27 protein-coding genes are annotated in these 20160 nt (G+C 59.3%); 3 read left to right on the forward strand and 24 right to left on the reverse strand.

What is annotated here, in order from left to right; all coding sequences use genetic code 11:
• Positions 1 to 147: 147 nt before the first annotated feature.
• Positions 148 to 1209, forward strand: a complete 1062-nt coding sequence (locus IAE36_RS15380; protein WP_201213278.1) for a hypothetical protein — start codon at positions 148 to 150, stop codon at positions 1207 to 1209.
• 95 nt (positions 1210 to 1304) lie between these two features.
• Here IAE36_RS15380 and IAE36_RS15385 read toward each other — a convergent pair whose 3' ends face one another.
• The 15 genes from IAE36_RS15385 to IAE36_RS15450 all read right to left on the reverse strand — a co-directional run bounded on the left by IAE36_RS15385 (position 1305) and on the right by IAE36_RS15450 (position 9832).
• Entirely contained in the window at positions 1305 to 2480 is a 1176-nt protein-coding gene (locus IAE36_RS15385) for a site-specific integrase (protein WP_201213279.1), read from the reverse strand.
• Positions 2477 to 2689, reverse strand: coding sequence for a DUF4224 domain-containing protein (locus IAE36_RS23705; protein WP_103517919.1), 213 nt, complete (start codon positions 2687 to 2689; stop codon positions 2477 to 2479). Before IAE36_RS23705 ends, IAE36_RS15385 begins: the two co-directional genes overlap by 4 nt.
• A 93-nt stretch (positions 2690 to 2782) precedes the next feature.
• Positions 2783 to 3079 (reverse strand): hypothetical protein, encoded by a 297-nt coding sequence (locus IAE36_RS15390; RefSeq protein WP_201213280.1) that lies wholly within the window; start codon positions 3077 to 3079, stop codon positions 2783 to 2785.
• On the reverse strand, positions 3076 to 3615 hold the full coding sequence (locus IAE36_RS15395) for a hypothetical protein (RefSeq protein ID WP_201213282.1): 540 nt from the start codon (positions 3613 to 3615) through the stop codon (positions 3076 to 3078). Before IAE36_RS15395 ends, IAE36_RS15390 begins: the two co-directional genes overlap by 4 nt.
• A 12-nt stretch (positions 3616 to 3627) precedes the next feature.
• Positions 3628 to 3867: a hypothetical protein gene (locus IAE36_RS15400; RefSeq protein ID WP_103517922.1), complete on the reverse strand. Its 240-nt coding sequence runs from the start codon at positions 3865 to 3867 to the stop codon at positions 3628 to 3630.
• Positions 3857 to 4060 (reverse strand): hypothetical protein, encoded by a 204-nt coding sequence (locus IAE36_RS15405; protein ID WP_201213284.1) that lies wholly within the window; start codon positions 4058 to 4060, stop codon positions 3857 to 3859. The genes IAE36_RS15400 and IAE36_RS15405 overlap by 11 nt, the downstream gene beginning before the upstream one ends.
• Complete coding sequence (locus IAE36_RS15410; RefSeq protein WP_103517924.1) at positions 4057 to 4470, reverse strand: DUF2528 family protein; 414 nt, start codon at positions 4468 to 4470, stop codon at positions 4057 to 4059. Before IAE36_RS15410 ends, IAE36_RS15405 begins: the two co-directional genes overlap by 4 nt.
• Positions 4467 to 4919, reverse strand: a complete 453-nt coding sequence (locus tag IAE36_RS15415) for a hypothetical protein (protein ID WP_201213286.1) — start codon at positions 4917 to 4919, stop codon at positions 4467 to 4469. Before IAE36_RS15415 ends, IAE36_RS15410 begins: the two co-directional genes overlap by 4 nt.
• A gap of 66 nt (positions 4920 to 4985) precedes the next feature.
• A complete protein-coding gene (locus tag IAE36_RS15420) occupies positions 4986 to 5279 on the reverse strand; it encodes a hypothetical protein (RefSeq protein ID WP_103517926.1) in 294 nt (97 codons plus the stop codon).
• Positions 5280 to 5292: 13 nt separating this feature from the next.
• A complete protein-coding gene (locus IAE36_RS15425) occupies positions 5293 to 8091 on the reverse strand; it encodes a toprim domain-containing protein (RefSeq protein WP_201213344.1) in 2799 nt (932 codons plus the stop codon).
• An 11-nt stretch (positions 8092 to 8102) separates the two neighbouring features.
• Positions 8103 to 8345, reverse strand: coding sequence for a hypothetical protein (locus IAE36_RS15430; protein WP_029885331.1), 243 nt, complete (start codon positions 8343 to 8345; stop codon positions 8103 to 8105).
• 77 nt (positions 8346 to 8422) lie between these two features.
• On the reverse strand, positions 8423 to 8791 hold the full coding sequence (locus tag IAE36_RS15435) for a hypothetical protein (protein WP_201213288.1): 369 nt from the start codon (positions 8789 to 8791) through the stop codon (positions 8423 to 8425).
• The gene (locus IAE36_RS15440; protein WP_029885329.1) at positions 8788 to 9090 is read right to left on the reverse strand and encodes an ogr/Delta-like zinc finger family protein; all 303 of its coding nucleotides are present in this window, start codon (positions 9088 to 9090) and stop codon (positions 8788 to 8790) included. Before IAE36_RS15440 ends, IAE36_RS15435 begins: the two co-directional genes overlap by 4 nt.
• Positions 9087 to 9572, reverse strand: coding sequence for a YmfL family putative regulatory protein (locus IAE36_RS15445; protein WP_103517929.1), 486 nt, complete (start codon positions 9570 to 9572; stop codon positions 9087 to 9089). Before IAE36_RS15445 ends, IAE36_RS15440 begins: the two co-directional genes overlap by 4 nt.
• 29 nt (positions 9573 to 9601) lie before the next feature.
• Positions 9602 to 9832 (reverse strand): DNA-binding protein, encoded by a 231-nt coding sequence (locus IAE36_RS15450; protein WP_201213290.1) that lies wholly within the window; start codon positions 9830 to 9832, stop codon positions 9602 to 9604.
• Positions 9833 to 9915: 83 nt separating this feature from the next.
• Here IAE36_RS15450 and IAE36_RS15455 point away from each other — a divergent pair, with 83 nt between their 5' ends.
• Positions 9916 to 10257, forward strand: coding sequence for a helix-turn-helix transcriptional regulator (locus IAE36_RS15455; RefSeq protein WP_201213292.1), 342 nt, complete (start codon positions 9916 to 9918; stop codon positions 10255 to 10257).
• 76 nt (positions 10258 to 10333) lie between these two features.
• Positions 10334 to 11002, forward strand: a complete 669-nt coding sequence (locus IAE36_RS15460; protein WP_201213295.1) for a hypothetical protein — start codon at positions 10334 to 10336, stop codon at positions 11000 to 11002.
• 253 nt (positions 11003 to 11255) lie between these two features.
• On the opposite strand, the gene IAE36_RS15465 is transcribed toward IAE36_RS15460, so the two are convergent.
• The 9 genes from IAE36_RS15465 to IAE36_RS15505 form a co-directional block, all read right to left on the reverse strand.
• Complete coding sequence (locus IAE36_RS15465; RefSeq protein ID WP_201213297.1) at positions 11256 to 12521, reverse strand: phage late control D family protein; 1266 nt, start codon at positions 12519 to 12521, stop codon at positions 11256 to 11258.
• A complete protein-coding gene (locus IAE36_RS15470; RefSeq protein WP_029885323.1) occupies positions 12518 to 12958 on the reverse strand; it encodes a phage tail protein in 441 nt (146 codons plus the stop codon). Before IAE36_RS15470 ends, IAE36_RS15465 begins: the two co-directional genes overlap by 4 nt.
• Positions 12959 to 12964: 6 nt before the next feature.
• Complete coding sequence (locus IAE36_RS15475; protein ID WP_201213299.1) at positions 12965 to 16675, reverse strand: phage tail tape measure protein; 3711 nt, start codon at positions 16673 to 16675, stop codon at positions 12965 to 12967.
• Complete coding sequence (locus IAE36_RS15480) at positions 16665 to 16784, reverse strand: GpE family phage tail protein (protein WP_016484463.1); 120 nt, start codon at positions 16782 to 16784, stop codon at positions 16665 to 16667. Before IAE36_RS15480 ends, IAE36_RS15475 begins: the two co-directional genes overlap by 11 nt.
• 8 nt (positions 16785 to 16792) lie before the next feature.
• Positions 16793 to 17131, reverse strand: coding sequence for a phage tail assembly protein (locus tag IAE36_RS15485; RefSeq protein ID WP_016484464.1), 339 nt, complete (start codon positions 17129 to 17131; stop codon positions 16793 to 16795).
• 20 nt (positions 17132 to 17151) lie between these two features.
• Complete coding sequence (locus IAE36_RS15490) at positions 17152 to 17667, reverse strand: phage major tail tube protein (RefSeq protein ID WP_016484465.1); 516 nt, start codon at positions 17665 to 17667, stop codon at positions 17152 to 17154.
• Positions 17668 to 17681: 14 nt separating this feature from the next.
• Positions 17682 to 18854, reverse strand: a complete 1173-nt coding sequence (locus IAE36_RS15495) for a phage tail sheath protein (protein ID WP_201213301.1) — start codon at positions 18852 to 18854, stop codon at positions 17682 to 17684.
• 98 nt (positions 18855 to 18952) lie between these two features.
• Positions 18953 to 19417 carry a hypothetical protein gene (locus IAE36_RS15500; protein ID WP_201213304.1) on the reverse strand — a complete coding sequence of 155 codons (465 nt, stop codon included), beginning with the start codon at positions 19415 to 19417 and terminating at the stop codon, positions 18953 to 18955.
• Positions 19418 to 19424: 7 nt separating this feature from the next.
• Entirely contained in the window at positions 19425 to 20159 is a 735-nt protein-coding gene (locus tag IAE36_RS15505; RefSeq protein WP_201213306.1) for a hypothetical protein, read from the reverse strand.
• Position 20160: the final 1 nt, after the last annotated feature.

Raw genomic sequence — 20160 nt, forward strand, 5'->3', positions numbered from 1 at the left:
GTTTGGCCTCGCACGCAGAAGAAGGCACCCATGCATGGTGCTCAATCGGCTTGGACTTGGCACGCATTTCTGGCTCTCCAGGCGACTTTTCGCACCCTTTTTGGATAAGCTATCAATGGGCAGTTGACTATTATCGAGAGGGATGTCTTGGACTACATATATCTGTTTCTTCATCTGATTTTGCCAATAGCTTTGCCAATATTTTTTATGCTCCTTTCCGCTAATGGTGATTTTCAGGAAAGAATTAATAAATTATTTGTTTTGAAATCCAATGAGAGCTTGATAAGGCAAAATCTCTTCTGGCTCAGTTTAATCGTGCCTGTTGGGCTGTTTGTGTCCTTTGGTGCGGTTTGCTGGAAAGGATATCGGCTGGACCTAAGCCAAGAAGGCGTCTCGCTGTTTCTTAGCATAAGCACATTTCCACTTGCACTTCTCTCCGCAGCGATTCCTTTAGGAGTGGTTGTTGCAAGCTTTCATTCAACCCAGCAAACGGCTGAGCAAATTAGACAAGCCAGCATAAAGAATAATCTTGAAGCATACTATCTTCACCGGACTGAATTTTTTAAACACTTCGAGCGACATGAAACCGTTAACTATTTAGGCGCGCTGGAAGGGAAATTTGTTCCGCACCCTCTGCTATATAACAACTGCTCTCCAGGCGCACCGGAAGAAGGCGTTCCAAAGCGTAGCGAAGGGTATTTTCACCAGATTGATGCTGCCTTCAGCTCGGCAGCGACTTTCATGCATATAGTATTTACTCATCAATATTCAGAGAAGGTGTTTAACATTTATTTGTGTAACGCTTGCGTGTCGATGCATGCTGTATCTAATCTGCTTGGCCTGCCGGAAATTTATCGAGATATGGCAGCAAATAGCTTGTTGGTAGAACCGCCAGCTCAACCTGGCAAGGAAGTTGAGAAATATTTGACTGTTGGGGTCAAGGCCTCAGACATTGTTGCTGCTTTTAGATATGCAAGAGACTTTTATGTGAACTTGGCGGCATTTTATGGGTACGAACATCCTGATCTTCCTGAGGATGTCAAGTATCTGGGGACAGGTGGGAAAGTTTTCAGCCTGCCCGGGTGGGCGAACGTTGCTAAGTTTAAGGAAGATTTGTTTGAGAATTATGTCAAGCGATATGGTTTTAAAGTGACTAAGCCCTCTGAGATAGTTCCGTATGAAACTGATGATGCTGAGGGGATGGCCTAGCTGGAGTGGAATTTAGCACTGCAATCGAAGACGTTGGTGGGGAGAGTGTTAGGACTTCGAAGTGCAGCGCAAACATCAAACTTAGGCCGAGAATATCAGTTAGCGGGAGCTGGCGGCTTGGCGGAATCAGACGGGTCGACCAGAGGCAGGCTAAGGTCGTAGATATCTAGCATGGCTTGGTCACGATGGCCGCTGGCCTCCTGCTTGTCTGCTCGCGTACCTGGCGTGTCGGTGATGCCGCGGCGCTTGAGGTCGTGCAGGCCATAGCGCTCCTCCTCGAGGAGCACTCCGGCTTCTACGGCCTTCGTCATGAACCGCTGCCAAGCGGTGTCCAAACCTGACTTGCTCAAGGCCATGCCCTGGCTACCGACGATGAGCGGGCGCCGTTCCGGGCGCAGGGGAGTAGGAAACTTGCGAGCAGTCCAGATCTTAAGCCGGTAGGTCTTGGCCTCATCCCACACGGCGCGCAGGCGGGGTGTCCAGCGCACAATGTTGTCCCTGCTGCCCTTCCGGCGGTTTGTCTGAACACCCTCCTCGAGCTCGTTGGCGTCGGTCAGGGTCACGACCTCAATGCCGCGCAGCCTGCAAAGGTAAGCCAGTTCCATCGCGATGCTTAAATAGACTGGGCAGCTGCTGGGCTCGTTGCGATGAAGGCGGCCGAGCGCCTTGGCCCGATCGATCATTTCTTCCATCACCTTGACAGACGGCAGGCGGCGCTTACGGCGTTCCTTCGGCGCCTCAATGCCTTGGGCGGGGTTGCTGTCCAGATAGCCGCGATTGCGCCCCCACATCATGACGCGGCGGAGGTATCGCAGAACATGAGCAGCTTTCGACGGGGTGCCCTCGCCTGAGATCTTGTCGACCAGGCGCTGCACAAGGGCGGGAGAGAATCGTCGGACTGCCAGATCACCGAGAGACTTGCCCATCCTGGTCGGCTGGCTCACCAGAACGTCCCGGCAGTAGACATAGTCGGCTTTGGTACGAGGGGTCAGATCATCTTTGAATTGTGGGCTTAAGTGGAACTGATCGCACAGGTAGCGCAGGGTTTCCCGGTCAGCGTTGCTGACCTCGTCCATGATGCGATGCAGCTCGACCATGGTGGCGTCCGCCGGCGCAACGTTGCGCCGGCACTGTTTGCCATGTTCGTCGCGGTGGGAGGTGTACCAGACGCCGGAGCCACGGTGGTCAAAGTAAATAGCCGCGGGGAGCGCGGCTTGGTCGATGTGACTTGGGATGTGCGGATTGTGCTTCCGCTTGCGGGCCTTCTTCATAAGATGTTGGCGTCGTATCGCTCCGGTTGGCCAGGGCCAACGCCGCCGGCACGGTTGATAAGGTCAATGGTAGTCCAGGGCCCGCACTTGCCGCGGAACATGCGAATGCCCTGCTGGACCAGGGTGCGCTCGACATCCGATCGCCGCTGGTAGCCTGTGATGCGCTGGAGGTCCTCAAAGCTGAGAACGTCGCTGATTCCATTCCCCATACTATGTCTCGCAAAAGCGCCCGCCGGCATTGTGATCGAATGTCGGCGGGGTGGTTATTAGAAGTTGTGAGCAGAGTTTCTAGAGCTGTTACGTCATGTATTTGGCCGGCACTTGAAGGCGAGCCATATGTAGTGGCGACCTTTGGCGGTGACCTTTATCTTGTCGGCTTGCCTGTTCCAACTGATCAGACGCAGGGCCTCAAGAATGCAGGTGATGGTATGGCCCTGGTGCCAGCCGGCCAGCGCTTTGATGCAACCTTGTGCCAGCAGGCCTCTGTAGTCGTTGTGGCCGAAGTTCGTGCCATTGAAGCAGGCCTGCATCTCCTCGTCGGTCACAAGGTCGGTGACGACGTTGATGTTCGGGTCGCGGCGGTAGCAGGTATGTGTCATGGCTTTTGCCCCAGTGCAGCGCGGGCTTTCCAGGCCTGCCACTCAGGATTTACGCCCCAGTCTTCGTAGTTCCCATCAGCTCTTTGCTTGAGCTGGTGAACGAGCCATCCTTTTTTAATCGCGTAGGCCTCGAACTCCGCACGCTCATCGATCTCAATCTCGCCAGAATCGGCGTTGATGTAGAGCGGACCAAGCTTTGTGACTTCTTCCAGGCAGGCTTTCCAGCCATCGGAGTAGCCTTGGTCCCAGTCGTGAGAGCTGCTCAGCTTGGCCTCGCAGGCCGGAAGAGTCACCGGCCTTTTCTGCAAGTGATGGGCTGGTGGTTTCGGCGCAGCTGCCGTCATCGCTTCGTAAATCACCCAAAGATTATTGCTGCCGGTACGCTTCAAGTACTCGCGTGCTGCATCTGCGCCGGCCTGTTCCATGTCCTGGTTGGCTTTGGTCGGAAGAACCTTCCACTGGACTCTGTCGTTGCAGAAGTACTCGTCGATATAGGCGCGGCCGTGGTTGCCCTGAGCTGAAACTTTGTTGGTCATCTTGTTTATCCCTCAGCTGCTGAGCTGTGCAGTGAATTGAACGTGCGCATCGGTGCTGCAGCGGTTAGCCGCGAACAGATCTGGCTGTGCCATTTGTGCCCCGAGCTTGTTGGCCAAAGCGCGTGCAGCCGCATCGGCGCTGATGGTGCTGCTGGCAGTGGCCTTTTCGCCGCGCGCCCGGGCGGTGTATGTGCCGGCGCTGAGCCGAACGCTGATGACCAGGTCGCGGGTTGCTGGTTGGTTAGCGTGCATGTCGGCGCCCCTGCTGTGCTCTCTTGGCTTCGACGTTGCCCATGTAGGTTTCCCATTCAACAGATTTCCGCTGCTGGCGGATCTGGCTGCAGCGCTGGTGCTTCCTCGTGGAGCGGGCCTTGTTGCAGATGTCGCAGTGGTTGGGCAGGTCCAGCGAGTGGCTGGCAAGGCGTGGTCGAGTCTGTTGGCTCACGCATTCACCTCCGAAACGGCGACATCTTCGAAGCAGGGGAGATCAACCTCTGCACCCACAACCCGGATTCCGCACCACCCAAAGCTGTCACCCTCGGCGCGGCCACCCCAGCCCTCGCTGTCATGGAGCATCTGGCTGGTCTTCTCGCAGTACCAGCGGTCGGCATCACCAAAGTCGGCGCCACGGTCCTCAAGGATCTCGCACATCACCTCAAGCCCAGCCAGCCGAATCACTGTTCGGACAACATCGCCGTCTTCCTCGTCCAGCCTGTCCTCGGCGCTGGTCCAGAAACTGTTGATCTGCTGGGCCCGTTCGACGGTCAGACGGTCGAGGTCGACCTCGAGCACGACCTCGAAATCCTTCCAGGTGTCCTTAACCTTGAAGCGCTTGATGTTTGTTGAAGTGGTCATTCGGCATCCCCCTGAGTAGGGGCGCAGGCCGGCTCAAATGCCAGAAGCAGCCCGGCCATGTAATCAATGGCTTGCATGGCGTTATCGTCTTCCTCGCCGAACACCTCGCGGGCCATCGCTTCGGCGCGGGTAACAGCCGATTGCCAGTCTGCTGGTGGCTCCTCCGCGATAACGTCGGCGTCCCAGCCGGTGGCTCGGCGCCGGCGCATCAGGTTGAGGGCATCTGCAGCGCCTTTCGCCAGCCCGTGATAGCTGCCGTCTGCCAGGTCGCCTACGAAGTCCTCCAGAGCATCCATGGCTGCAAGCCCGTGGCCTTGGCTCCAAGCGACAACCTCGCCGCCATCCACTTCCTGCGGGACCGTTTTGCCTGAGGCACCACGGATTACCAGGGTGTCGTAGCGCATTGTGTTAGCCTTCTTTGTGCCGAATTCGGGGGTTTCTACTTGCATGTGGTTCTCCTTGGGTTTGGCTGGTGCCCGGGAGCTGCAACTCCTTGGCACCACTTCGTTTTCAAATCAGTTCCGGCGGGCCAGGTGTACGACCAGATCGTCGAACTGGGCGTCGTCCTCTACTGCCGACTGCCATGCCAGCACGTTGTGGATCTGGGCCCTGGTGCAGTCATCGACCAGGATCTCGCGCTGGCCACCGTTCACCCGGACTTCCAGGATCGTGAGCAAGCCGTCCTCGGCGTATGCGCCGGCGTTGATGACGGGGTAGTTGTGGCCGGCCTGCACCAGACGGTCTTGCTCCTGCTGCAGCTGGCTGCGGCCGCAGGCGCTGGCGTTTCCGATCAGCACGCGAATTTGCATAACGACTCCTTGCTCAGGCCTGGAACATCCAGCACTTGACGATGGGTTGTTTGGAAATGGTGTAGTTGCCGGTCTTGGCCTGGTGGGCGCGTACCGCGCTATCGACGGCCTTGTTGACCTCGATGAGCTTGTGGGAGCGGGAATCCTTGAGCCGATCGCGCAGCTCGTTGATGTCGGCCAACTTCTGCCGGTGCTCGGCCGCACACTTGACGAAGTCGTTGAGGTTGATGGCGATGAGGTGGTCTTTTTTGCTGTGATTGACCACTGGGCCGTCAGCGTCCAGGCCTTGCAGGTACTCGTACACCTCCCAGAATTCGGCCACGACAGGGTGATCAGAGCTGATCGAGGCCTGGCGCTCGATTGCCATCCGTACCAGCTGGGCGCGGGTGTGGCTCACCTGGTCATCGTTGAGGGGAAGCACCAGGCGCAGGCAGTCGAGCAGGGCCAGCATTTGCGCGTGGTTGTAGATGATCCGCTCTACGCGGATGTAACCGCTGAGCTTGTTGCCGCAGTGGCTACAGTGGTTTTCCTCGCCCTGGAACTGAGTGCCGCAGGCGAAGCAGTGCGAATGCAGTGCACGCAGCTTGGCCTCATAGACCGGCAGGCGATCTGCGAACAGCTCCAGGACCTCAGCCTCTTTCCGTACTGCCCGCAGCAGGAAGTTGCTGAGCAGCGCGCCGTCCAGTCCATTCAGCCGATCGGCTGCGGCACGGCTTTCAACCGTCACCTGGGGGCGAACGAAGTGCAGCTTGACGATACGGGTCATGATCGCCTCGGAAGCTACAACTGGGGCGTTCTGGCTGATCGCGATGGTGCCGCGGAAGGGCGGCTCATAGGTTTCGTTGCCGGCAGTCTTGACGCCCTTGGTCGCCAGCGTGCCGCCGCCGAAGTAGTCCTTCAGCTCGTCCCACTCGAAGGTCTTCGCGTGGCTCTTGTCATCGCCGCTGCGATCGGATTCGAGCAGAACTACCGGCATGCCGGATACCTGCCCCATCAGGCGGCTGCGGCCTGCCTTGGTCGACTTGGCAGGGTCGAAACCCTCGTAGCCTTCGCGGCCGAACAGCTTCCACAGCAGGGTGAGCAAGGTGGTCTTGCCGGCGCCGGCCTCGCCGGTGGCCTCCAGGAAGGGGAAGGACTGATACCGGTGGCGGATCTGCTCGGCGAACAGGGACCCGAACCAGAAATTGAGAGCTACGATGCCCTGTGCGCCGAAACAGGTCCACAGCAGGTCCAGCCATTCCGGGCTATAGCGCTTGTCGTCCCGCTGCAGCGCCATCTTCACGCCCTTCTGCAAGCTCTTGAGCTTGAGCTTGCCCATCTCGAAGAATTCCTCTTCGTTCACGCCCACGATCTGGCCATCGCGGACGGCTACTTCGTTGAACACGTAGCAGCTGTATTCCCGGCTGTAGCCGATGTAGTCGATGGTCTGGACGGTTTTAATGCCGAAAAGCTGGTCTTTCATGATCTTGTCCAATTGCTGTCCACTACCGGTGAACACGGCTCCGGCACCCATGCCGAGAAGTCTTTTCTTGAATTCGCTCGCGGTGGCCACCTGGCTGCCGGTGAAGGTGTTCTTCACGGCCGCGCCGTCGTGGGGGAAGTCGACGCGGAAGAAGTACCAGGACTCGTCGGTGATCTCGTTCCGCTGGTAGTACAGGGCCTTCGGGTAGCAGTTCGCGATCTCGACCACGCAGCCAGACATGCGCAGAGCCTTGGCCCGGCGAGCTTTGTCGTTGAGTTGCTGGTCTTCCTGGCTCTCGCTGGAGTCCAGTGCCTGCATGGCGCTGTTGAACTTGGAAATGTCGAGACGCCACCAGTAGAGGCGGGAGTCGAAGCCGAAGTGGAATTCCTCGCGCTCACGCCACTGGTACAGCAGCAACGCCTTTTCCACCGCGCTCTCAGCGATCAGCAGAGCGCCGTGGTGCTTGGCTTCGTCCAGGTCGTGCTTGATTCGGTCGGCCCGTGCTTCGTCGTCGTCCAGGAACGCCCAGCGCTGGTGCAGATCGTTCCAGTCGACCTTGCGGGCGTCTGGTTGAGGGATCTGGGCCGCTTCGCAGGTGAACCCCAGCGCCCTTGCCTGCTTGACCCAAGTCTTCGTGTACTTGTGTGCACCTGGTTCGTTGTCGAGCGCCCAAACCAGCTTTGGGGTTTTGCCCTCGCAAGTAGCGATGAGGGCCTTGAGCGACTCTTCGGGGTATGCGTTCGAAGACAGAGCGGCCACGGCGGCAATGCCGTTGTGCAGCAAAGCGATGGCGTCGAAGATGCCCTCGACGATCCACAGCTCTTTCACCTCCTGCAGGTCGATGCAGGGCGGGCACCACCAGTGGCCTTTGTAGCTTTTACCTGGCTGAAAGCGCGCCTTCTTCTTTCCGAACCGCGCCGGCTGGTCGATCAGTCGCTCCCAGTAGCCGCCGTGTGTGAGCGGAAAGCGCACGGTGGCCGAGCCAATTTCTAGGTCACGGTCGTAATAGTTCTCCTGGGTGTACCAGCCCTTTATCAGGTCCAGATTGAAACCGCGGGCGAACGTGAGGTACGCAATCGCGCTTGCGGCCGGCTCCTTGTCGGTAGCCGGGGCGCGCTTGCTCCAGTCATCGAACAGATCCGGATAGATCTCCTTGACCGGTGCCATGTAACGGCACTTTTCCTCACGACCACAGCGGATGAACCAGGGGTTATCGTGCCGGGAGAACAGGCGTTTCTGGCTGCACTGCGGGCAGGTGCCCTTGCGCATGTAATCGGTGCCCGCCATGTGCTGCAGGCCGAAGTCGCTTTCCAGGCGCTGCAATACGTCTGCGCGCAGCTGGACTTCCATGGGCTGTCGAATCACCGCGAACGCTCCACGGCCGAGCCCAGCTTTCGTTCAAGCGCCTTGCGAGTACGGCAAATGCCCTGCAAGTGAGGTACGTCAGCGAGCACCTTCGGGCCGCGCTCCCCTGCGGGCACGTTGCGGTACCGGTCGGAGTACCAAACTTCAGCCATCGTCAGGGTGTACTGGCTGTCGAGCCATTGCAGGTAGTGCTTCGCCTGCTGCTCGTCCAGCTCGATTTGAAGGTTGATCTTGCTCATTTCTGCCACCAGTGGAATGCAGTTTCCCCTTACCCACGCAGAACGGGGCACCGGGAAGGGGGTTGTTCGGGGTTACGTCAGATTTCGCGGTGTTGAAGCATGCGGCGCGGCAGGTAGCGTGCCGGCACCTGATAGCGGTGCTGGGTGATGGTGTCCAACAAGATGAGCTGAGGGCGGAAGATCCCGCTGGATGGGGAGACTCCAATCATCTGCAAGCGCTTGGTGGTCTTGCTCTCGAACTCAGCAACGGCAAGTTCGGCAATGCGCTGTACCAGGTGAGGTGGGACCTCCAGCGACTGGCCCAGATATACGCGGCAGCTCTCCAGCACCTGGTTATCACCAGAAAGGTGAAGGCCTTCACGGCGGAACAGGTAGGCCACAGCGGCCCGCTGCATAGCGTCCCGGTAGTCGGTTTCGTGGTCGATGATCAGGGCGATGGCATTCATGCGGTTGCTTCCTCCATGTCCAGCTGGTCGAGCAGGTCGGGTTGGTTGTCCTGTGAAGCGGATTTCATGGCCTGACGACGAATTGCCACCGGCGCAACAGGAAGGCGAACTGAGGGGTTCGGCATGCCGCTGGGGCTCATTTCGTGGGTCATTTCGAACTCGGCGCGAACGGACCAGCCACACGCCTCGTTCACGCACTGCAGGTAGGCGATGCGCAGGAAAATGTGGGTGCCTTCGCTGGTGCGGATGCGCATCTTGCTGGTGCAGTGGGGGCACACGAGTTTGTAGGCGCTGCTCATTTGTTGCGCCCCCGCTTCTTCGGCTTGCCGTACAGCTGGATGGTCGCTGCCACCTCTGCAGTGCGTGCTGCCATGTAGCAGGTGAGCGCCTGGATGATGGCCATCGCTTCGTGAGGCTCGATGACGCCATCCTCGATCGACGCCGCAATTAGCTGATCGATGTGTCCAAGCTTCGCGTCGGTTTTGAGAGAACGCTGGTACAGCTCGACGTTGTCCAGATCTTCCGGTCTGGTCAGGGGCACGAACATGCCGCCATACAGCCTGGCAACGAATTCCGGCAGGTGAGTGGTGTTGGTGTCCTGCTCCAGCTGGTGAATCTGGTCATAGCTCAGCGGGCGGCTACCGGCGTTCTCGTACACGCGGTTGTCGAACTGCTTGAGCTGGAGACCAAGGCGTTGGGAGGCGCATTCGCGACCGCCTGGGTAAGCGCAAACAACGGCGCTCACTACCTGGCGCAGGGTCTCTAGAACGGGGGATTTCATGTTCTGGTTTCTTCCTTGGGCCAGGTTGGCTAGTTTTTGCTTTCGCTGCGCTTGGGTTTAGGCATCCGCTTGATCCCGAGCAATACAGCCGCTCGGTGCGCTTCACCCCGAAGACACTTCTTCTGTCCGAGTAGGACGGCATAGACGGTGCTGGGGTGAAGCCCATGCTTGATGGCGAACTCTTTTACGGAGATACCCTGCTTTTCTAAGCGTTGTCGGGCTCTCTCGCATGCTTGCTCGGTTACAGGGCTGGCGTGCATAGTGGCAATCGTGCAATTTCGTGTAGTGGTACGCGAAGGATGATGCACATTTGTTCATTTGTAAATATAGAGAAGGAACGTTTGTGCATCTTCTTGAAGAAATAGGTGCGCGCCTCCAAGCCGAGCGCAAGCGGCTCGACCTAACTCAGGACCAGATGGCCGCGCTCGTGGGGGTGTCCAAGCGGACGCTGGCAAGCTATGAAGCAGGTACGCGGGAAGCCGGCGCCGCCCTGCTTCACCTTGCTGCCGGTGCGGGCGTCGATGTTCTTTTCGTGTTGACAGGGGTCCCATCGCCGCACGCGACCGAAAGCCTCAGTGCTGATGAAGCAGAATTTGTGGCTCTACTTCGGGGTATTGCAGACGGTGATAAGGCAGTGCTGAATCGCACCGCTCATGCTTTCGCGAAAGCAAATTCTTGGAAGTAGAAAGCAGCTGAGAGCTACCGGCTGAATGGAATGCAGTTGCCGGCCATGGGGGCCGGTATTTTGTCGAGGACGATGTATGGATGGCTTGATTGGGGTCTTGTGCCTTGGCGTAGGGGCGGGTACTTGGTGGTGGCTTTCGGGTCGTATGAAGAATCGCGGCAGCGGCTGGTTAACAAGGCAGGTGGCAGGAAGTTTCGCTTGCTGTTTTATGGTCGTGGTTGCGGTTGGTATTGCTGTATCTATGGGGCTTGTCGAAAGTAAAGCCCCTGAACCAGCAACTGCAGCAGTTGTAGAAGAGCAGAGAGCTGAACCTATCAAGAATAAAGCTAAAACCTTGGGGATGACGCCTTCTGATTATGCAGCACGCATTAATTCATTGCTTGAGAAATACGAAAAACCATATCGAGTTGATCCAGCAGATATCACCATTGGCGAAGTTCAAGATGTCCTCAAAGCCAGTCTGGGCCCATACGCTTCGCTAATTGCTGCAGTGTCAAAGGACACAGGTGAATTGGTTGATGTCACGTTGGTGGGTGCAGGGAACGGTACGCCAGCTTCTGGCATAGAAGTCATGTTCATTGCTTGCGCAGCTCTCGCAGCAGCCGCAACAGAGGCCGATCATCGCGAAGTTTTCAAAAAGCTTCCGGCTCTCATGGATGGAGAAAAGCAAACCTATGGAGGGGTTCAGCTGAGTGTGAAGTCAACTGAGATAATGGGGCACTGGTTTATGGCTGCCCCGATCTAGCCCGTAGTGATTTGGGGTTTCCAAATTTCCAATCGGTTGTGTGCAGCATCTTCGATGCTGCATATGTCTTATGGAAATGGAGTACCTATGATGGAAAACCTTACCCAGTTGGAACGCCTCTTTATCGAACTTCTGCGCGACCTGGACGAGCAGGGAAAAGAAGACTTGATGAGGATGTTGGAGGTGCTTTCGCAGTCGGCTGAGTAATGGAGAAGTAAGAGAAACCCGGCATTTTTGCCGGGTTTCTTTTTGGTTATGTCGCTTTTTCCTGCATCTTTTTCCACTCCCGATCAGCTGCTTTCTGAGCAGCCTCCTTGTTATCAAAGACACGCTTGATTCGCTTCGGCCTGGTCGCATCGCCAGCTGTCACTGAGGCCTCTTTACCCGTGGTCTTGTCGCGATAGAACGCCACCACTCCCGTGTACGTCCCGCCTTTTTCCTCTTCGTACAGCCCATCAACGGAGTCTTCCGGCAATTTGCTCTCCAGCTCCAGGCTGGTGGTATAGCCGCTATCTGCCGTTAGGCTGTGGCGAACGTTGCCCCCGTACCAGACGATGCCGTCGATCTCGGTCTTGATCCCCCGAAGGCTGTAGGTCAGCTCTGGTATCAGGTCAGCACGCCCTTTGGCCAGGTTGTAGCTGAGCGTGGCGCTACCCCGTTGCAGGCGGTTGAGTTCGGAGCGTGCTGCTCGCAGGGCTGAGTCTCGATCACTGAAGGTGTGACGCAGCTCTTTGACCTTCTCTCCGCCGCCGGCAATCGCTTCCTGTTTCTTGGTACTGCCGACATCGTAGTAATAGGCCTTCACTGAGTCGTAACTGTCCCGATCGGCCTGTAGGAAGCGATGGCCATCACCATCGGCCCTGGTGAGCGTGATGTGTGGCAAGGCGGTGCCACTGGCAGTCTTTCCACCGCCGGCCTGCAGGCAGATAAGGCAGCCGGCCTTCACACTGATCACCGCGTCGTGCAACTCGCCCAGGCGTGTGAGCATGTTGGCATCCGACTCATTGGCCTGGTCGAGGTGATTAACCGTGCGTGCTGCGACCTCCGGCGCAATTTTCGGGGTGAGCCCGTACGCGCTGGCAATCTCGGTGAGGACGGCGCCCAGAGTGACTTCGCTCCAACTGCGCTCACGTTTGGTTTTCAGCGACCCACGCAGGTCGGCGGATCGGGCACGGATGCTGAGGATGTCGGGTGCACCACTATGCTCGGTTTCGTCGACGGTGTAGGAGCCTTTATCGACAAGCCCTGTGTCGCTCCAGCCCAGCCACAGCTTCACCACGGCGCCCTTCGGGGGTATTTCCAGCAGGCCATCGTGGTCGCTCAGGGTGATGCTCAACTGATCAGCCTCCAGGCCACGATTGTCGGTGAGCTCAAGTGACATCAACCGAGGACTGATGACCTTGGCGATGTCCTTGCCATCAACGGTCAAACGGAAGGCAGGCACGCCGTAGGCGCTGTCACGCTGCAGCCCTTGCACCGCATCGGTGAGATACCCGGTCAGTTGGTCAGCTCCGGTCACAGCAGCGCCCTCAATATGTTGGAGGACGTTGCAACGACAGCCCCCATCAGGTCGACACGGCCGTCATCGACTCGCTTCAGCGTCAGGCTGAACTCGATGCGGCGTGCGGTACCGTCTTGGAAGAAAACGGATCGTGTCTCGCTGAGGCTCTCGATAATAAACAGTCCGTAGACCCTGCCGGTGCCTTCCACCAGTGCCCAGGCTTTGCCGGTGTTCGCCATGGCCCGGATTTCGTCGAGGCTCATCATCGAGCCGGCCAGCTCGGGCAGCAGCACGCCCGGGAGCGTGATGTCGTCTTCCCCGCGGCCGAGATACTGCCGCGCAGGCTGTGCGCCGATGCGCGAATTGGCGGCATGGCGCCAGTCGGTTTGGCGCTGCAGCTGCTGATACGCAAGTGTGGGCAGGCTAAAAATGAACATGCCCAGGGCAAGCATCATGTGGTTTTACTCCAGGTCGGTCAGGCTGCTGCGCTGACGTGCGGATTTCGCTCTATCCCGTCGATCTAGCTCGGCACTGACCGCTCGAGCAATGACCTGAGGATCCATTCCAGGGCTGGTTGGGATTGAAATGTGGATGATGTCGTGGCTGTCATACGTGACGGGCGGCGCCGCCGCGATTGGAGGCCGGCGGTCCACGGTTACCGTCACCGGGGTGATTGACTGCGGATCAGCGCTCGCAGCCTGTACTGTCGGGGGTGGTGGTACCACTGGCCGCGCATCAACGCCGCCGGCATGAGCCAGTTGCAATGTAACGGCAGTCAACGCACCGACCAATGACTTGGTCCCCACGGTCAAGCCAAGGGCAAGGTTGGCCGATAATCCCGCAGTCGGATCGGGATAGGATGGCTGTACCGCTTGCGTTTGCTGATCAGCAGGCAGTGAACGCACCTCCTGGACGGGGGCTGGCCAGAGGTTCCGCGGCGCAAGGGCGTCGGTCAACGCGCGCAGGCCTTCAGTAAAGCTGGAGCCGGCATTGGTAGCATCCCCGACCTCGCTTGCAGTCTGTACTTGCGCCACTGGTGTCTGCTGCGCTACCGGCTTGGCCTCGACCCCTCGTGTTTTGTCCAACATACGGCTCAGGGCCGTCAGGCTGGCGTCCTGCGAATCGGCATGTGTAGGCACTTTGAAAACAGTGGGCTTAGGCGCGTTTTGTGAATCATCGCCTTTGTGTCCCTCGGGGACCAACTGATGTGATGTGTCTGGCCTGGCGGTGTCCAAGCCTCGAACGAGCATGCGGCCTACCGAGGTCAGTGCTGCGATGACCCAGCTTGGTTCGGTCTCCTGGATTGGACCATTGGTCCTTGGCCCCCTCGGGAACTCTCCTGCAGCCAGGGGCTGGACTACGGGGAGCTGGGGTACTGATGGGGTGTTCCCGCTGCCGCTGGCCAGGACGCGATTGATGCCGGCCAGAGCGGCGGTCAATTCACTCTGCTCGGGGGCCGGCTCACGCTCACCAGGTGCGATTGATGACGCAGTCACAGCCAGTGGCAGGGTGACTGGCGGCCTTTGATCACCTCCAGTGGCATCCGTCCGGGTAAGGGTGTGATTCATGCCCACCAGTGCGGCAACCAGCGGAGCAGTATCGGCCGGTGACGCTGGGTCACTCGCTATAGGTGCAACAGGTGGAATTTCCACCGACAACGGCAGGGGCACCGACGTTCGCGGCGCTTGCTCCCGGGCTTCGATCGCGGGGGCCTGCGCTGCCTTGGTGCTTTTGAGTGATTCGCGAACTGAGTCGGTTGGCTCGGCGTTGTCCACCTGGAGCGCCGCAGCCTTCAGCTTAAACGACCCAGCTTGACTCAACTGCTGGCCCATTTTCGCCACCGCGTCGATAGGCTCCTGAGCGCCGTTATTCAGGCCCTGAGCGAGCCCCTCGGTGGTAAAGCCACCAAGCTCAGCAAATACCCTCGACGGACTGTGTATCCCGAGCTTTTCCTTGAACCAGCCAATGGCTGAGCTGCCGATGCTGGTGACTGCATCCTTCACCGCCCCCAGACCGGCTGTCAGCCCGTTGACCAGACCATTGACGATCATGCCGCCGAACTCGGTGAAGCGTGACGGTAGGTCGATGCCCAGATAACTGAGCACCCCGGCGAAGGCCTGGTAGATCAGTCCGATCGGGCTGAAGTTGGCCAGGACCGTGAGAATCCCGGCAACTCCACCGCTGAAGCCGGCTTTGATCTCGGTCCAGGCAGTCGAGAAGTAGGCCTTCACCTGATCCCAGTTCTGGTAGAGCAAGTAACCGGCGCCGGCAAACGCGGCTACAGCAGCTGCGATCGCCAGGGTCGCAGGGTTGGTGGCCAGCCCCCACAGGGCGATGGATACGCCCCGGATGGCGGTCAGTAGTGCTCCAGACAGTACGCCAACCAGCTTACCAATCACAGGCAGGATGGCGCCGCCCTTTATGGCGAACATGGCCATGCCGTATCGGGCCAGCGCAAACGGACCGAGAAGGCTCGCCATGGCTACGGTAAGCGTACCCATCCCAGTGACCATAACGGCCACGACCGCAGCGCCTTTGGCCAAGCCGGCGGCCAGTTCGGGGTTCGCCTCGATCCATGCGCGTGCCGCGCTCACTATGCCGGTGATGGTCTGGACGAGGTCCCGCATCGGACCGTTTTGGCCGTCCATAAGTGAGCCGACCAATGCCCCCCAGGCGCCTGTAAGCTTGTCGAGATCCCCGGACAGGTTGTCGCGTAGGGACTTCCCCATCTCCCCGGCGGCGCCTGCGAACTCGCCCATGCTATTGCTTCCGCCGTTCAGCTTCTCCAGGAAGGCGGGGATCTGATCGACGGCTAAGTCCTCAATCGGTGTGCCAAACAATGCAATGGCAGTATTGGCGCGCTCTGCTGGGTTCTTGATGCCCTTGAGCGCTTTCGCCGTCGTGAGGATGGCTTCCCGAGCGGCCGGCCCTCCTTTAGCGATCGCGGATGACATCTTCTCCGCGTTGAGACCAATAGAAGCGTAGGCCTCCCTGCTTGCCTTGGACAGATCTGACCCGCGGATCGAAAATTCCTTGATCGCATCACCAGTCTTATCCAGCGCGAATTTGCCTTGCTTCGCCATATCAACTAGCAGACCCATGGTTTCGCTGCCGCTATATCCCATGCTCCGGAAGTGTGTGGAATATTCGTGCAGAATTTCGGGAATTTCGCCACGCATCTGTTGTGGGATTTTTTGCAGACCAGCGGTCAGCAGGTCGAACGCCTCATTGCCATCCTTGGCCAGCCCGTTTTGCATCATGATGCCAACGGTCTGCATTGCTTCAGTTACATCAATACCCATCACTTTGGACAGGTCTAGAGCTTTCCGGGCTGCGGACTCCAGCTCTTTGTCGGCAACTGGGCCCAGCGCGGCCAGTGTGCTTTTGGCAGCACCCACAGCGGTTGCAATCTCTGCAATGTCAGTGCTTACGCCATCAGTGCGAATGTCCCTCACCATCGCGGCGTATTCATTGGCACGACCACCTGTCTCGCCGTTTTGTGCGGCGATCAACGAACCTTGCTGCCTAACCTCAAGCTGAGGCGCGAGCAGAGCGGCGCCCGCCATGCCGGCGCCTACGCCCGCGGCGATCCCTGCAGCACCGGCACCTGCCATCTTGCCGGCTCGGTCTTGGGCTTTCTCCAGCCGGCCTTTGGCCTCGGCAGCTTTCCGCTGGGCGGCCGCAAGCCGCTTCAGCTGGGCCTCCTGCTGCTCAATGGTGTTGTTGGTTTGGGCCATCTGCTGGCGAAGGGCGGCGTTGTGCTGGTTTAGCTTTCGGGTATCGATCCCGGCTTCACCGAGCCGCCGTTGGAGGCCTCGCAAAGTTTCCTGCTCGGCCTTTTGCTGCTGTTTAAGCTCATTGGTGGCGCGGATGGCGGCCTGAAATTCGGCCGTCATCTGCTTGGTCGGGGCGTTCACGGCTGACATCGCCCGGCCCATTTCCTTCACCTTGGCCCGGGCTGCGTCCAAGGCTTGGGTCGTCTGGCGTGCCTGGGCGTTCTGCTGACGCCAGGCGCCGACATCCTTCTGCTGAGCATTCAGCTCTTTCAGGCGATCGCGTGTCGCTTTGAGCGCGCGGGCGGTCTCCTGTCCGCCCTTGTTGATCTGTCGCAGCGGAGCGGTGGCTTTGTCCACGGTGTCCAGTAGCAATCTCAGCCGTAGATCATTTGCCATCGTTGCTGCTCCTAACCCGCGCTCGCTCGCGCCAATCCATCAAATCTCGGACGGTCAGCCGGTCCATGTCGGCTGGCGTCCAGTGGAAAACCACGGCCAGGTCGGCCATGGCGTCTTCTACGCAACCAGGGATGCGTCCTTCTTCGTCTGCTTCTGCAGCAAAAAACCGGTGACCTTGCCGCCCAGGGCAACCAGGTCAGCAGGGTCCAGCTGGGCCACTTCCTGCGCGTTCAGCTCACAGATCCGTGGCAGCAGCTTGATGAGGCTGGCCACATCCCAGTTCAGCAGCTCGGCCAGGTGCAGGCCGCGCAGCTCGCCGGAACTCGGCTTGCGCAGGGTCACGGTCTCGATGACGGTGTTGCCGCGTTTGACCGGGGTGTCCAGCTCGACGGTGTTTTCGCCCAGGGCAGCGGCCTTGGCTTCGACTTCGATGGTTGCTTCGTTGACTTTTTCCATGATGACTCCGGTTACCAGGTTCAGATGCCGAGGGCGCGGCGTTGCTCAGCGAGCAGGTCGACGCCGTTGACGATTTCGATGAAGTTGAGGATGTCGATCTCGACGATGACTTCCCCGTTGACGGTGAGCTTGTAGTAGGTGAGGGGAGAGGTGATCGAGTGCTCGGTGTCCTCACCGGGCGTGGCTTCGCCCATGTCGATGGTTTCGTGACGGCCACGGACCACCACTTCGACATTGGCGTACTCGCCGGTATCGTCCTGCTGATAGGTCCCGGTGAAGCGCAGCAGCACGCCGTCAGCTTTGACGGCGCCGAACTGGCGCATCGCAATAAGATCGAAGCCACCAAGCTTCCACTCCAGCTGCATGCCGTCGTCGGACAGGCCCAGATCAGCCTTGGCGGTACCGTTCATGCCGCCGCCGCGGTAGGCCTCCATTTTCCGGGCAAGGGTGGGCAGGGTGACGGACTTGCATACGCCCAGGTAGCTGTTGCCGTCGTTGAAGAGGTTCATGTTCTTGAGCTTGCGAGGCAATGCCATAGCAGCGGTCTCCGTCAGCTATTGATGCTGCTGGCGAAGTTCGCCAGGTAGCGGTCAGTGATGCGCTGGCGCAACGTCAGGTCTTCCAACGGCGGCACAGGCGTGTAGTCGTAATCGATGAACAGCTTGCCTTCCTTGAGCGTGGTGGCGCTGTTCGCCTCCTCGTCGTACCAGGCGCTGCCACCCAGGATGTAGCCGCCGGCGACCAGCTCGCGGAACTTGGCGTTGATGCCTTCCAGAATGTCCCGCACCAGGGAGCTGTGCATGGGCTTGTCCATTGCCCAGAGGTGGGCGTCGGCGATGCTGTCAGCCAGGACCTGCGCCGTGCGGGTGTAGTTTTCGAAGGCGAACAGCGGGTCGTCGGTGCAGGTGCGGCTACCCCAGAAGCGGAAACCGCTCTCGTTGATGAGGGTGGTCACCTCGTTGCCGTTCAGGTAGTTCGCATCGGTGGCGGGGTTCTGCAGGTCCCAGAAAACGTCGGCACTGATGCCGGTCACGCCATCGACCGGGATGTTGGAGAGGGTTTTGTGCCAGCCAATCTCTTGATCCAACTTCGCCCGCAGGCCCAGGGCGCGTGCTACTGCCGGTGCGGTGACGGTGGCGTTGGTGGTGGTGTTCCACTGCAGGAAGTCTGGCCAGATCACCATGGCTTCGCGGGCGCCGAAGTTCTCTCGATAGGCAGTGGCTTCTTCCTTGGTCTTGCACCCATTGGCACTGAGGTAGGCAAAGCCGCGGAGCTGTTGAGCGATGGAGACAAGGGCGGTGGCCACCGGCAGGGTATCCAGACCAGGTACGCCCAGAATCCGTGGCTTGACCTTCAGTTGAGACTGGGCCGCCAGCAGCGCCTTCATGCCGGTGTATTTGCCCGAGGCATTGGTGCCACCGATGATATTGCTGGTGGTCTCGGCAGCGGTCGTGCCGGTCGCCACGCGGACGACGATGGTGAGGGGCTTGGTCTGGTCCGCGATAGCTTGCAAGGTCGCCGCCAGGGTGCCCTTGGTGCCGGCCTTTGCGATGGCGCTCTGGACGTTGGTCAGCAGCACGGGGGTGTTGAGGGGGAACATCGTCGCATCGGCATCTTCTGCGGTGCAGACGACGCCGACAACGGCGGTGGAAATGGTGCGGATCGGCCTGGTGCCCTCGTTGATTTCGAGGACACGCACGCCGTGGTGGTATTCGCCGGCCATGGTAGGTGCCTGTGCAGTGGTGGGATGACACTGCACAGGCTGCCGCGCGCGACGAGGTGAAGCGATGAACAGAGCTTGTATTGAGCGACCCTACAGGATCATTGGGCGTTGCCGACACCGACGACGCTGGCGTTGATCGCGGCAATCGCCACGTCGGCAATGGCCTCGGCCTCGTCGTGACTAGCCGCCTTGAGCGCCTGCTGCTTGCCCTTCAGGCGGGCAGTGCGGATGGTGTACAGCGCGCCGTTCCAGGCAGCAGCCTCGGCCAGGATGTTCTCAGCGGCTTCCTGCGGCGACAGGCCGGCCGCATCGACCCAAGCCTGTACCGTAGCGGGCACTGCGCCCTCGAACCCTGCCGCCTGGAAGGCCTTGGCCTCTTGCTCAGCCAGCTGGTACTCGACAACGCGCAGGGAGTTGCCCACTACGCCGACACGCGCGTTATCGGCGGCCTCGTCGATCTGCTGGGCTGCATACAGACGCGCTGCGCCCAGAGGCAGGCGCTCATACTCGAAGCCTGCGTAGTTGTTGCCGTCGAAAGTGATGTTCAGGGTTTCTTTACGCATGGTGACCTCAGAGCTTGGCGATGTTGGTGATGACGTTAGGCAGGGTGCTTGGATCCTTGCCCGCTGCTACCCCGGTAACCAACGAGCCTTCGAGGGCGGCAGGAATGGTGGTGTTTACAGCAGACAACGCCAAGCATTGGACCCCGGCGCCGATGAACTTACCCGCGAACGTGCCGCGCAGCTCGAACGCGAAGTTGTAGAGCTTTACCGGCAAGAAGCCAGGCATCGAGTTACCGCCGGCGTAGATGAATGCGTAGTACGTGCTCAGGGCGCCGCTACCAGCATTCGAGTCCGGGAGAGAAAGCGTCATGTCCGTGAACTCGAACGAAACGTCCCCCTTACCCTGGAACTGGCCCATGGCTCGCACACCACCAGCGGTGTACTCCTCAATGATCAGCCTGGTTTCGCTGGCAACACCGCTCTCACCACGGATTACCAAACGTCGGTTGTTGAGGATATTGGAGTCCTTCAGGGTGTAGTTGCCCCGTAACAGCACCTCGCAGGTACCGCCTTTCGGGGTTGCGGAAATGGCGCGGAAAATGGTTTTGAACGGTGCATCGACCGTACCCAGCGCGTTATCGTCACCGTTCAACTGGCTGACATAGAAGGTGCGCGAGATAGCCGGGGCGGCGGCTACAGCGGCGGCGACCGCAGCCGCAATCGAGCTCTTGGCACCGGTGAAGTAGTCGATCAGGGCGGTTGCTTTGCTGGTGAGACCGGCAATTTCAGTTTCGAGACTCATA

The organism is Pseudomonas sp. S36 (assembly GCF_016647875.1).
Taxonomy (GTDB): domain Bacteria; phylum Pseudomonadota; class Gammaproteobacteria; order Pseudomonadales; family Pseudomonadaceae; genus Aquipseudomonas; species Aquipseudomonas parafulva.

Bases quoted from the DNA above. Each gene is read 5' to 3' on its own strand.
- IAE36_RS15480 (WP_016484463.1), bottom strand. From the start codon at position 16,784: ATGGCCGACCTGGCCGTGGTTTTCCACTGGACGCCAGCCGACATGGAC.
- IAE36_RS15460 (WP_201213295.1), top strand. From the start codon at position 10,334: ATGGATGGCTTGATTGGGGTCTTGTGCCTTGGCGTAGGGGCGGGTACT.
- IAE36_RS15495 (WP_201213301.1), bottom strand. From the start codon at position 18,854: ATGGCCGGCGAATACCACCACGGCGTGCGTGTCCTCGAAATCAACGAG.
- IAE36_RS15450 (WP_201213290.1), bottom strand. From the start codon at position 9,832: ATGCACGCCAGCCCTGTAACCGAGCAAGCATGCGAGAGAGCCCGACAA.
- IAE36_RS15470 (WP_029885323.1), bottom strand. From the start codon at position 12,958: ATGATGCTTGCCCTGGGCATGTTCATTTTTAGCCTGCCCACACTTGCG.
- IAE36_RS15425 (WP_201213344.1), bottom strand. From the start codon at position 8,091: ATGGAAGTCCAGCTGCGCGCAGACGTATTGCAGCGCCTGGAAAGCGAC.
- IAE36_RS15420 (WP_103517926.1), bottom strand. From the start codon at position 5,279: ATGCAAATTCGCGTGCTGATCGGAAACGCCAGCGCCTGCGGCCGCAGC.
- IAE36_RS23705 (WP_103517919.1), bottom strand. From the start codon at position 2,689: ATGGGGAATGGAATCAGCGACGTTCTCAGCTTTGAGGACCTCCAGCGC.
- IAE36_RS15415 (WP_201213286.1), bottom strand. From the start codon at position 4,919: ATGCAAGTAGAAACCCCCGAATTCGGCACAAAGAAGGCTAACACAATG.
- IAE36_RS15490 (WP_016484465.1), bottom strand. From the start codon at position 17,667: ATGGCATTGCCTCGCAAGCTCAAGAACATGAACCTCTTCAACGACGGC.
- IAE36_RS15410 (WP_103517924.1), bottom strand. From the start codon at position 4,470: ATGACCACTTCAACAAACATCAAGCGCTTCAAGGTTAAGGACACCTGG.
- IAE36_RS15445 (WP_103517929.1), bottom strand. From the start codon at position 9,572: ATGAAATCCCCCGTTCTAGAGACCCTGCGCCAGGTAGTGAGCGCCGTT.
- IAE36_RS15385 (WP_201213279.1), bottom strand. From the start codon at position 2,480: ATGAAGAAGGCCCGCAAGCGGAAGCACAATCCGCACATCCCAAGTCAC.
- IAE36_RS15430 (WP_029885331.1), bottom strand. From the start codon at position 8,345: ATGAGCAAGATCAACCTTCAAATCGAGCTGGACGAGCAGCAGGCGAAG.
- IAE36_RS15440 (WP_029885329.1), bottom strand. From the start codon at position 9,090: ATGAGCAGCGCCTACAAACTCGTGTGCCCCCACTGCACCAGCAAGATG.
- IAE36_RS15505 (WP_201213306.1), bottom strand. From the start codon at position 20,159: ATGAGTCTCGAAACTGAAATTGCCGGTCTCACCAGCAAAGCAACCGCC.
- IAE36_RS15500 (WP_201213304.1), bottom strand. From the start codon at position 19,417: ATGCGTAAAGAAACCCTGAACATCACTTTCGACGGCAACAACTACGCA.
- IAE36_RS15395 (WP_201213282.1), bottom strand. From the start codon at position 3,615: ATGACCAACAAAGTTTCAGCTCAGGGCAACCACGGCCGCGCCTATATC.
- IAE36_RS15475 (WP_201213299.1), bottom strand. From the start codon at position 16,675: ATGGCAAATGATCTACGGCTGAGATTGCTACTGGACACCGTGGACAAA.
- IAE36_RS15400 (WP_103517922.1), bottom strand. From the start codon at position 3,867: ATGCACGCTAACCAACCAGCAACCCGCGACCTGGTCATCAGCGTTCGG.
- IAE36_RS15485 (WP_016484464.1), bottom strand. From the start codon at position 17,131: ATGGAAAAAGTCAACGAAGCAACCATCGAAGTCGAAGCCAAGGCCGCT.
- IAE36_RS15390 (WP_201213280.1), bottom strand. From the start codon at position 3,079: ATGACACATACCTGCTACCGCCGCGACCCGAACATCAACGTCGTCACC.
- IAE36_RS15435 (WP_201213288.1), bottom strand. From the start codon at position 8,791: ATGAATGCCATCGCCCTGATCATCGACCACGAAACCGACTACCGGGAC.